Source organism: Hyalangium sp. (assembly GCF_035629615.1).
Taxonomy (GTDB): Bacteria; Myxococcota; Myxococcia; order Myxococcales; family Myxococcaceae; genus Hyalangium.
In genome coordinates this window covers 1-10,526 of record NZ_DASPHO010000607.1, presented here as the reverse complement: position 1 = coordinate 10,526, position 10,526 = coordinate 1, and the positions used below count along the sequence as shown (strand labels likewise).

The 10,526-nt window shown below is 70.4% G+C and carries 10 protein-coding genes; 9 read left to right on the top strand and 1 reads right to left on the bottom strand.

The genetic code is table 11. From position 1 onward, the window contains the following. The 5 genes from VD972_RS30735 to VD972_RS30715 form a co-directional block, all read left to right on the top strand. Positions 1-1,112, top strand: a 1,112-nt coding sequence (locus VD972_RS30735; RefSeq protein WP_324992339.1) for a D-alanyl-D-alanine carboxypeptidase, incomplete at its 5' end; no start/stop codon positions are given. 243 nt (positions 1,113-1,355) lie between these two features. After that, positions 1,356-1,859 (top strand): single-stranded DNA-binding protein, encoded by a 504-nt coding sequence (locus VD972_RS30730; RefSeq protein WP_324992338.1) that lies wholly within the window; start codon positions 1,356-1,358, stop codon positions 1,857-1,859. A 133-nt stretch (positions 1,860-1,992) separates the two neighbouring features. After that, positions 1,993-3,168, top strand: coding sequence for an acyltransferase (locus tag VD972_RS30725; protein WP_324992337.1), 1,176 nt, complete (start codon positions 1,993-1,995; stop codon positions 3,166-3,168). A 9-nt stretch (positions 3,169-3,177) separates the two neighbouring features. Next, a complete protein-coding gene (locus VD972_RS30720) occupies positions 3,178-4,353 on the top strand; it encodes a sensor histidine kinase (RefSeq protein WP_324992336.1) in 1,176 nt (391 codons plus the stop codon). Further along, entirely contained in the window at positions 4,350-5,126 is a 777-nt protein-coding gene (locus VD972_RS30715; protein ID WP_324992335.1) for a LytTR family DNA-binding domain-containing protein, read from the top strand. Before VD972_RS30720 ends, VD972_RS30715 begins: the two co-directional genes overlap by 4 nt. A gap of 26 nt (positions 5,127-5,152) precedes the next feature. On the opposite strand, the gene VD972_RS30710 is transcribed toward VD972_RS30715, so the two are convergent. Continuing rightward, positions 5,153-5,836, bottom strand: coding sequence for a succinate dehydrogenase (locus VD972_RS30710; protein ID WP_324992334.1), 684 nt, complete (start codon positions 5,834-5,836; stop codon positions 5,153-5,155). Between the two features lie 240 nt (positions 5,837-6,076). Between VD972_RS30710 and VD972_RS30705 the strand changes: the two genes are divergently transcribed. The 4 genes from VD972_RS30705 to VD972_RS30690 form a co-directional block, all read left to right on the top strand. Further along, positions 6,077-6,970, top strand: coding sequence for an Hsp33 family molecular chaperone HslO (locus VD972_RS30705; RefSeq protein WP_324992333.1), 894 nt, complete (start codon positions 6,077-6,079; stop codon positions 6,968-6,970). A 131-nt stretch (positions 6,971-7,101) separates the two neighbouring features. Further along, positions 7,102-7,773: a phosphoribosyltransferase gene (locus tag VD972_RS30700; RefSeq protein ID WP_324992332.1), complete on the top strand. Its 672-nt coding sequence runs from the start codon at positions 7,102-7,104 to the stop codon at positions 7,771-7,773. 17 nt (positions 7,774-7,790) lie between these two features. Then, on the top strand, positions 7,791-9,707 hold the full coding sequence (gene selB / locus VD972_RS30695; RefSeq protein ID WP_324992331.1) for a selenocysteine-specific translation elongation factor: 1,917 nt from the start codon (positions 7,791-7,793) through the stop codon (positions 9,705-9,707). Between the two features lie 8 nt (positions 9,708-9,715). Next, positions 9,716-10,526, top strand: an 811-nt coding sequence (locus tag VD972_RS30690) for a PAS domain-containing protein (RefSeq protein ID WP_324992330.1), incomplete at its 3' end; no start/stop codon positions are given.

Here is a 10,526-nt window from a genome sequence, read left to right as displayed (position 1 = left end):
TGAACGACACCAACCGCTTCTCCGCCACGCAGATGACGCGGCTGCTGCGCTTCATGTACCAGCGCTTCCCGCTCTCGCCCGAGTACCTGTCCTCCGTGGGCATCGCCGGCAAGGACGGCACGCTGAAGTACCGCTTCGAGGGCAGCGAGGCCGTGGGCCGCCTGCGCGCGAAGACGGGCACGCTGGAGAACGTCTCCGCGCTGAGTGGCTACGTGCAGGCCACGGGCGGCGAGCTGTTCGTCTTCTCCATGATGGTGAATGACTACCCCGGGCGCTCGGGCCCCGTGGTGCAGGGGCTGGATGCGCTCGGCGCGGCGGTGGCGGCCACGGGCTCCTCGCTCGGGCCCTCGCGCGCGGTGGCGGCGCTCTCGGACAGCCCGCGGCCAGGTGGCGAGCTGGCGGCGGTGGCCAGCCGCATCAAGACGTACCTGGAGCTGGGGCGGCAGCGCGACCAGCGCAACATCAGCTTCCTGCGCACGGCCTGGCGCAGCGAGCGGGATCCGGCCGTGCGGGCGGTGCTGGCCGACAGCCTCTATCAGTCCAACCCGAGCGACTACCTGGGTGCGCGCACGCTGCTGGACAGCTACTCGGCGAACCAGGACGTGTATGGCCGGCTGCGGACGGTGGCGCGCGAGCTAGCAGTGGGCGTGCCTGGCGTGGGCAGCATGGTGGAGCTGGCGGCGGGCGGAAATGCGGAGGCGCTCTCGCGCGTGGTGGAGCTGGCGGGTGCGTCGCGCGGGGATGGGCAGGCGGAGTCGGAGCTGGCCGAGGCCCTGGGCGAGGTGGCTCGCACCGCGCCGGAGGAGCTGGTCGTCGCGCTGCGTGAGGCCGCTACGGGCGAGCGGGATGTCGCCGTCTCGCTGCTGGCCCGCGGGCTGGTGCAGGTGGGCGACGCGGACCATCCGTTCTGGAAGTCCCTGCGCAAGCAGCTCGGTGCGCCGGATCCGGCCCTGGTGACGTTCGTGCGGAACCTGGATGCCACGCTCTCGCAGAAGGTGGCTGAGCAGAAGGCACCGCGCACGCCGGACGCCGTGGAGGCGACGGCTCCCGGCGCGGCCGCCCCGGTAGAGCCGGGCTCCTCGCGGACGGCAGAGACGCGCCCGGGCGGGTAGGGCTCGGGGTGGCGGAGTCGTCGAGAGGCTCCTCGAGTCACTCCAGGGCTCTCCTCCACCCAGCGGGCTGCCAAGCACCCAGAAACGCGGGGTTACGTGGCGGGTTCCGCACCTGGGCCTCGTCGTGTATACCTGTCAAGTATTCTGCCGGGTGAGGCACCTGGCGGAATGGCGCCGATCCGTGGTGGATCGGCTACCGAGCAGCCGGTCCGTGGTGGGCTGGCTATAGAAAGAAGGGCAGTCATGGCTGGAGGCGTCAACAAGGTCATCCTCATCGGCAACCTCGGAGCGGATCCCGAGGTGCGCTTCACCCCGGGCGGTCAGGCGGTCGCCAACTTCCGCATCGCCACCAGCGAGAGCTGGAACGACAAGAACGGGCAGAAGCAGGAGCGGACCGAGTGGCACCGCATCGTCGTCTGGGGAAAGCTGGCCGAGCTGTGCGGCGAGTACCTGAAGAAGGGCCGCCAGTGCTACGTCGAGGGCCGCCTGCAGACGCGCGAGTGGACGGACAAGGAGAACCGGAAGAACTACACCACCGAGGTGGTGGCCACCTCCGTCACCTTCCTCGGCGGGCGTGAGGCGGGAGCCGGAGCCGGAGCCGGAGCCGGAGAGGGCGCGGGTGGCCGTCGCGGCGGGGGCTCGTACTCGCGTGGCGGAGGCGACGACTTCGGCGCGCCTCCCCCGGGCCTGGACGAGGGCGGCATGAACCAGAGTGGCGGCAACGGTGAGGACGACATTCCGTTCTAGCCTGCTCGCACGCTGAGGCCCGCCCCACCCGGCGGGCTTGAAGTCCGGCTGGCGCCGTCCCAGGACCGGCTCACGACATCCGCATGGAGCCTGGCGGCCTCTGCCTCCATCCTGGTGGGGAAGAGGAGGCTCCATGCACCCCGCGCTTCAGCCCGCCCCGGATCGCCACGCCGACATCGACTGGCTCCGAGTGGTGGCCATCCTGCTGCTGCACCTGTTCCACACCGGGATGATGTTCAACTCCTGGGGCTGGCACCTGAAGAACCCCGAGCCGCTGCAGGCATTGGAGCCTCCCATGGAGGTGCTCCACCTGCTGCGCATGCCGCTGCTCATGCTCGTGGCGGGGGCGGGCACGGCGCTCGCCCTGCGGCACCGGGGGGTCGGCCGCTTCGCCTGGGATCGCATCAAACGGCTGCTGTGGCCGCTCGTCTTCGGCATGTTCGTGATCGTCCCGCCGCAGATCTACATCGAGCGGCTCCACAGCGGCGCCTTCCAAGGCAGCTACCTGGACTTCTACCCCTCGGTCTTCCAGTTTGTGGCGTATCCCCAGGGGAGCTTCAGCTGGCACCACCTCTGGTTCGTGGCCTACCTCTTCCTCTACTGCATGCTGGCGCTGCCGCTGTTCGCGGGGCTGGGGACGGCTCGGGGGCAGGCGCTCCTGGGGCGCATTGAGGCGGTGCTCGCCCGAGGGTGGAGCGCGTGGCTGCTCTTCCTTCCGCTGGGCCTGGGCCGCATCCTCCTGCGGCGCTTCCCCGAGACGCACGCGCTCCTCGACGACCCGAACACCTTCCTCTTCTACGGCCAGCTGTTCCTGTTCGGGCACCTGCTGGGCCGGGGCCCTCGCATCTGGGAGCACCTGGCCGCCCGGCGCCGCGCCTCCCTGGCGATCTCCGTCGCGATCTTCGCCCTCATGGCGCCGCCCTTCGAGCTGCCCTTTCCCTTCGAGCACCTCGGCGTCTCCGCGTTCGTCTGGTTCGTGCTGCTCACCGTCCTGGGCTACGCGCGCGCCCACATCACCACGAGCAAGCCCTGGCTGGCCTACGCCCAGGAGCTTTCCTATCCGTTCTACATCTTCCACCAGACCGTCATCCTCCTCGTGGGCTACGCCCTGCTGAAGCCGGAGCTGGGGCCCTGGACGCGCTTCGCCGCGGTGCTCACCGTCTCCTTCTTGCTCACCTGGGCGCTGTGCGAGGCCGTCAAGCACGTGGGCTGGCTGCGGCCCTGCTTCGGCCTGGGGCCTCGGAAGCCGCGGCCGGAGGCACCGGCGGTGCTGGATCCCCAGCCTCGTGCGGTGGAGCATGGGGGCTGAGCCTGCTCCATGGAAGCCGCTGCCTCCTCGCCACCGCCGTACCACCCGCCTCCCTGGCGATGGCCCCGGATCCGCCTCCGCCCGGCGCTGGCGCTGCTGGGGTTCGGAGTAGCCCTGGGGCTGTGGATGGGAAGCACGGCGTGGCTGGCTTTGCAGACCGATGGCAGCTCGGTGCCCGCTTCACGCCCGTTCTTCTGGGAGCTCACCGGCGTGCTCAGCGCCATGCCGATGGTGTTCATTCAGCTGACGGCCGTGCTCAATGCGCCGCTCCCTCCCACGTCAGGGCCAGGCGCGGCGCGGGCCTGGGCGCGGCTGTTGGGACTGCACCTGGGGGCCTATCTGCTCTTCTCGGCCGGGCACATCACGCTCATGCTGACCTCCCGGCACCTGCTCTATCCACTGCTGGGCTGGGGGCCTTATGACCACGGCTCTTTGTGGACTCGTGTCCCCATGGAGGCCCAGAAGAACCTGATGGCCTACGGGATCTCGGCCGTGGTCTTCACCCTCTATGGCGTCTGGCAGGAGCGCCAGGCGCGGGCCCTGCGCGAGGCCCAGCTCGAGGGCGAGCTGCGCTCCACCCAGCTCCGGGCGCTGATGGGGCAGCTCGATCCCCACTTTCTCTTCAACGCCCTCAACACCGTCAGCGCCGTCATGTACGAGGATCTGGCGAAGACGGACCGGCTGCTGAGCGATCTGGGGCTGCTGCTGCGCAACAGCCTGGAGCGCGGCTCGGCGCCGACCTGGACCCTGGCCGAGGAGCGGGGGCACACCGAGCGCTTCCTGGCGCTGATGCTGGCCCGGCTGGGAGAGCGGATCCGGATCCGCTGGGAGCTGGAGCCAGGGCTGGAGGCCCTCCAGGTGCCGCGCTTCGCGTTGCAGGCGCTGGTGGAGAACTCCCTCAAGCACAACCAGGATCGGACCGAGGGACTGGAGCTCCGGCTTCGGGCTCGTCGCGAGGCGGGGAGTCTGCTGCTCGAGGTGGAGGACACCGGCCGCGGCTTCACGGCGCAGCCGCTGTCCACCCGAGGCCCAGGGCTCGGCCTCTCTGGGATGCGGCAGGTGCTGGGGCTGCTCTACGGGCCGGAGGGGCGACTGGAGCTGGGGGAGGGCGCTGAAGGAGGGGCCCGGGTCCGGCTCTGGGTGCCGCTGTCCTCGGGCCAGGGCTCGCGGGAGGCGCTGCGATGACGAAGCGCTACTCCGTGCTGGTGGTGGATGACGAGGCGCCCGCGCGGGCCAAGCTGAAGCGCCTGCTGGCGGACGATGACCGGTTCACCCTGGTGGGCGAGGCGGCGGACGGCGAGCAGGCGGTAGCGCGCATCGAGTCCCTGCGCCCGGACCTGCTCCTGCTCGATGTCCAGATGCCGGGGCTCACCGGCTTCGAGGTGCTGGAGACGCTGGGCGCGGAGAGCTGCCCCCAGGTGATCTTCTCCACGGCGTACGATCAGTTCGCCCTCAAGGCGTTTGACGCCCACGCGGTGGACTACCTGCTCAAGCCCTATGACGCCGAGCGGTTCCGCAAGGCGCTGGACAAGGCGTGGGCGCAGCTCGAGGCCGGGCGCACTGAGCCACAGCAGGTGCAGGCGCTGCTCTCGGGCCTGGAGCGGTCCGGACCACCGGAGCGGCCCCTGGAGCGTCTGCTGGTGAAGGTGGGGGAGGCTTGGATCGCCCTCCGGGTGGACCGGGTGAGGCGCTTCTCCGCCGAGGACAAGTACGTCCGCGTCTTCTCCGATCAGGGGCAGCACCTGGTGCGGCAGACCCTGAAGAGCCTGGAGACGCGCCTGGATCCGCGGCGCTTCGTCCGCGTGCACCGCAGCGAGCTCGTCCAGCTGGAGGCCGTGGTGCGCCTGGAGCCCTGGTCCCACGGTGATGGGCTGCTGGTGCTCGCGGATGGCAGCTCGGTGGTGCTCAGCCGCACCTTCCGAGAGGCCTTCCTGGAGCGCTGGGGCGTGGAGGGGTGAGCGCCTCGCGCCCCACCGTGCTACCGCTACATCTCGATCTGCGTCCCGGTCCGAGGGCCGAGGGCCTCACCCGCCTGGTAGAGCGCGTAGAGGGAGCCCCACGCCATGGCCAGCAGCACCAGGAAGAGGATGATGACCACCGGCTCGAAGCGGCGCATGGAGCGCTCGCTGGAGAAGATGCCCCAGGCCATGCCGAACCCCTGGAGGCCATTGGCCAGGTGGAACGCGGTGGCCAGCGTGCCCAGCAGGTAGACGACGAGCGTGGGCCCGTGGAAGCGCATCTCCCGGGCGATGTCGTCGAAGGCCTCGGGGGCGCCGTTCAGCAGCCGGGGCGCCAGGAAGGCCTTCCAGATGTGGGCGCCCAGGAAGGCCAGCGCGCCCAGGGCGCTGAGGCGCTGGAGGAGGTACTTGAGGTTGCCGTAGTTGTTGTAGGCGAGGTTGTTGGGGCGGAAGCTCAACAGCCGGACCAGGCCCCACCCAGTGTGGAAGATCAGCGGCACCAGGGAGACGAGGAAGGCCAGCGCCTGGGAGAACGGGTGGGCGTAGGTTGTCACCGAGCTCTGCCACGCCGCCCCACCGCTGAAGGCAGCCAGGTTGTCCCAGAGGTGGTTGATGACCCAGATCGACAGGGGGACCACGGCGAGGAACGACCCCAGGCGGGACTGGAGGAGCGGTGTCTTCTGAGGGAGGGCTGCGGCTTCGGTGCTCATCAGGACTCCGGCAACGCGTGGGGAGGGCAACCCCGCGGGTAGGTGGGTCGGGCTGGGCGTTATAGCCCGTCCCGGCGGCCAGGGGACTGGGATCCGCCAGCGGGGGTGGCAGCCGGGGCGCTCGGAGGCATAAGCCGGACCGATGCCTCGGTCCAGAAACCCCTCCCAGGACGGGCAGGGTGCCAGGCGCCTTCTTCATTGGCGAGCGCGCCCAGGTTGGGCACGCTACAGCCTCTCTTTATGGCCGATGAACTCGTCAGTGGGTTGTTGAAGGACGTGGACGTGCGCGTGGTGCTCGCGCTCACCTCGGAGCTGTCGCGCCAGGCGCGGGGCACGCACAAGAGCGAGCCGGCCTCGGCCGCCCTGCTCTCGCAGGGGCTCACCGCCGCTGCGATGGCGGCGGCGCTGCAAAAGGGCGATGCGCGCATCAACCTCCAGCTGGAGTGCGACGGGCCGCTGCGCGGCTTCTTCGTGGACGGCGACACCTCCGGTCTGGTGCGCGGCTACACGAAGAACCCGCTCGTGGCCCACATGGGGGCCGAGGGCGAGTTCCGCTGGCGCCCCGTTCTCGGCAACAAGGGCTACATCTCCGTGCTGCGAGACATCGGTGATGGCGAGTACTACCGCTCCTCGGTGGAGCTGGAGCGCTTCGACTTCGCCGAGGATCTCGAGCGCTACTTCGTCATGTCCGATCAGGTGGCCACGCGGCTCAAGCTGGAGCAGCTTCCCACGGGAGGGAATGGAGCCTCGGAGCCCCTGGGCATCGTGGCGGGCGTGCTCCTCCAGCCCTTGCCGAACGGGGACAGAGAGGCCTTCCAGGCGCTGGGCCTCCAGGTCAAGCAGCGCTTCCGCGAGGTCCTCAGCGTCCACGCCGCCGAGGGAGGAGCCGCGCTGCTCAAGGCGCTGCTGCCCGAGCGGAGCGACCTGGACATCATGTCTCGCTACCCGCTGCGCTTCTCCTGCACGTGCAGCCGCGATCGGGTGAAGAGCGCCCTGCTGGCCATGGGGCGCGAGGAGCTGACGGATCTCCTGGAGAAGGAGGGGAAGGCGGAGGTGACGTGCCAGTTCTGCACGACGCAGTACGTCATTCCCGGGGAGGAGATCCGCGAGCTGCTGGCAGCCGCAATGAACTGAGCCCCGCGCGACAGGGCCGGGCACGGCGTGCTTCATGCTGGGAGCGAGGAGCTCTCCCTCCTACGCGGGGAGTAGCCCCCGGCCGTCGCTCAAGATATGACGTGACCGCACCTCAGCTGGAGTCTCCATCCGTGGCTACCAAGCGGGCAGTGCCTGGCAAGGGAAAGTCCTCCAGGAAGGGCAAGCCCTCGCCCAAGCCTTCCAAACAAAAGGTGGAGAAGCTCGTCTCCATCCCCTCGGACGTCGTGCTGGCGCCTCAGGCCGAGGCGCCCCGCATGCCTACCGGGCGCGATCAGTCCCGGCAGCGCTCCTCTGTGAAGGAGCTGTCGTGGGCGGAATTTGACCGAGCCGTGCAGGAGATGGCGCGCGCCATCGGCAAGTCCTACAAGGTGGAGGCCGTGGTGGGCGTGGCGCACGGGGGAGTCTTCGTGGGCGGGGCGCTCTCCAGCGCGCTCGGCTGCGAGTTCTTCCCGGTGCGCATCACCCGGCGCAGCCGGGACCGCAGCGACCCGAACAAGCCCCAGCTCTTCGGGGAGCTGCCGCGCGAGCTGAAGGGGCGCCGGGTGCTCATCGTGGACGACGTGGCGGCCAGCGGCGACACGCTGGAGATGGCCACCAACCTGGCGCGCAAGGCAGGGGCGCGTGAGGTGATGACGGCGGTCCTGGTGGCGCGGCCCGAGGGCTATGCGCCCGACTTCTGTGCCCTCACGAGCCCGGACTTCATCGTCTTTCCGTGGGACTACGAGCCTGTGCCGGGAGCGGATCGCTCCGACGACGTGGACCCGGACCAGGCAGGGGCCTGAGGAAGCGGGCCGGTGCGATGATCATCGGGACGGCGGGGCACATCGACCACGGCAAGACGTCCCTGGTGAAGGCGCTCACCGGCATCGACACGGATCGGCTGAAGGAGGAGAAGCGCCGGGGCATCACCCTGGAGCTGGGCTTTGCCCACCTCACGCTGGATGACGGCACCCTCGCGGGCGTGGTGGACGTGCCCGGCCACGAGCGCTTCGTCAAGGCCATGGCCGCAGGCGCTGGCGGCGTGGATCTGGCGGTGCTGGTGGTCGCCGCGGACGAGGGCGTGATGCCCCAGACACGCGAGCACCTGGACATCTGCCGGCTGCTGGGCGTGAAGGCCGGCGTCATCGCCCTCACCAAGAGCGATCTGCTGGCGGAGCTGGGAGAGGAGTGGCTCGCGCTGGTGAAGGCGGACCTGGTGGCGCTCACGGCGGGCACCTTCCTCGAGGGAGCGCCCGTGGTGCCGTGCTCCTCGAAGACGGGCGCGGGGCTCCCCGAGCTGCGCGCCGCGCTCACCCGCGCTGCCCAGGGGTTGCCCCAGCGCCCCTCGGATGGGCCCGTCTTCCTTCCCGTGGACCGCGTCTTCACCATCAAGGGCTTCGGCACGGTGGTGACGGGCACGCTGCTGTCCGGCACCCTGGCGGTGGAGGAGAGCGCCGCGCTGCTCCCTGGCCGGCCGGGTCCCTTCCGCGTGCGGGGCCTCCAGGTGCATGGGCAGGCAGCGCCGAAGGTGCAGGCAGGGCTTCGCACCGCGGTGAACCTCGCGGGGGTAGAGCCCGAGGAGATCGATCGCGGCATGGTGCTGGTCCGCGCCGGTGAGCTGCCCGAGACGCGGATGCTGGACGTGGAGCTGAGCCTGCTGCCCGCCGTGGAGGAGCCGCTGCCCCGGCGCCGCAAGCTGCTGCTGCACCTGGGCACCGCGCAGGTGGAGGCCACTGTGGCGCTGATGGACCTGGAGAAGCTGGAGCCCGGGGAGACAGGCCTGGCCCAGCTGCGCCTGGCCGCGCCCCTGGCAGCGCTCGTGGGCCAGCGCTTCATTCTTCGTGGCTCGCATGCACTGCCTGGCCGGGGTGCCACCGTGGCCGGGGGCCGTGTCCTCGCCATCACCCCGCCGCGCCGCCGCAAGGGCGCGTCTACTGTGGTGGCGCCGCTGCTGGAGGCGGATGCGGGCGGGCACGTGGCCTGGCTGTTGCGGCAGGCAGGCTACCGGGGGCTCACCCAGGCGGAGCTGTTCGGCCGCTCGGCGCTGCCGCCCAAGGTGCTCACCCGGACGCTGGAGCTGCTGGGCGCACGGGGCGGGGCGCTGCTGGTGGATCGCGACAAGCGCCTCTACCTCTCCAGCGAGGTGTTCGAGGGGCTCCAGAAGCGAGCCCTCGCGCTGCTGGCCGCCTTTCACGAGCGCGAGCCGATGCGCGAGGGCCTCTCCCGCGAGGAGCTGCGCCAGCGGCTCTCCCCGGAGCTGGATCCGCGCATCTTCCAGCGGGTGGCGCAGGCGCTGGTGGACACGGGCAAGGCGGAGCTGGACAAGGAGGTCATGCGGCTCAAGGGCCGCGGCCGCACGCTCACCGTGAGCGACGAGGGGGCCCGGGCCCGCGTGGCGGCGGAGCTCTCTGCGGCCGCGCTGTCGCCTCCCACCTTCAACGAGCTGGCGCAGAAGCTCCAGCTCCCGGCGCCGCGGCTCCAGGAGCTGCTCAAACTGATGGTGGTGGAGGGCGCCATCGTCCGGGTGAGCGACGAGCTCCACTTCGACGCGGGCGCGCTCGCCGCGCTGCGGGAGCGGCTCGTGGCCTACCTGCGTGAGAAGAAGGAGATCTCCACCCAGGCCTTCAAGGAAATGGTGGGCCAGAGTCGTAAGTTCGTCATCCCTTTGTCAGAGTACTTCGATCGGGAGAAGGTCACCCTGCGAGTGGGTGAGAAGCGGACCTTGCGGCGCGGATGAGAAGAGAGATGCCCTACAGCCAGGAGGCGCTGCGCGCCCTGATCGAGACCTTCACCCACCCCATGGTGGTGGTGGTACGCCCCCACCTGCTGTGGCTGGTGAACGCGGCGGCGCTCCGCCTGATCGGGCTTCCCCGCGAGCAGATCGAGGGCCAGTCCTTCCTGAACTTCGTCAACCAGGAGGAGCGCAGCCGGCTGTCCGGTCGGTTGGAGCTGTTCTTCGTCAAGAAGGATCCCCTGGAGCCCAAGGCCCTCCGGCGGCTCGTCCCCTCCACGGACGGGCGGATGCGGGATGTGGCCACCTACTCGCAGGAGGTCCATCTCGAGAACGGCGGGCAGGGGCTGCTCATCCACCTGCTCGAGCTGCCGGACCGGCCTCCCGTGCTGACGATCGCCGAGCGCCTGGTGGAGACCTCCGCGCGGCTGGTGAGCGCTCGCTCCGCGGATGACGTGCGTCGCGTCTCGCTGGAGGGGCTCGCCGCAGCCGGCTTCCGCGCGGGCTTCCTGAGCTGGGACGGGAAGATGATGTCCTCCTCGTCAACAGGGAGCCTCACCACCGACGCGGGCCTGGCTGTCGAGGCGCTCAGCGAGGGGCGCCCCATCTACGGGGGGACGGACTCCATCGAAGCGAGCCACGTCTACCTCCCCCTGGGCGATGCGCGGCACGGGGTGCTGTGGGTGGACGGGCCGGGCATCGATCCGTCGCACGGCTCGGCGCTGGCGCTCTTCGCCAAGGTCGTGGGGACGGCGCTCTCGGAGGCGCGCGTGCAGGCCGAGCGCGCGCGGGACCAGTGGGAGCTGCAGGCGCTGGCAGAGGTGG

Excerpts from the sequence above, each read along its gene's own strand:
- VD972_RS30730 (WP_324992338.1), top strand. The coding sequence starts at position 1,356 with ATGGCTGGAGGCGTCAACAAGGTCATCCTCATCGGCAACCTCGGAGCG.
- VD972_RS30725 (WP_324992337.1), top strand. The coding sequence starts at position 1,993 with ATGCACCCCGCGCTTCAGCCCGCCCCGGATCGCCACGCCGACATCGAC.
- VD972_RS30720 (WP_324992336.1), top strand. The coding sequence starts at position 3,178 with ATGGAAGCCGCTGCCTCCTCGCCACCGCCGTACCACCCGCCTCCCTGG.
- VD972_RS30715 (WP_324992335.1), top strand. The coding sequence starts at position 4,350 with ATGACGAAGCGCTACTCCGTGCTGGTGGTGGATGACGAGGCGCCCGCG.
- VD972_RS30710 (WP_324992334.1), bottom strand. The coding sequence starts at position 5,836 with ATGAGCACCGAAGCCGCAGCCCTCCCTCAGAAGACACCGCTCCTCCAG.
- VD972_RS30705 (WP_324992333.1), top strand. The coding sequence starts at position 6,077 with ATGGCCGATGAACTCGTCAGTGGGTTGTTGAAGGACGTGGACGTGCGC.
- selB (WP_324992331.1), top strand. The coding sequence starts at position 7,791 with ATGATCATCGGGACGGCGGGGCACATCGACCACGGCAAGACGTCCCTG.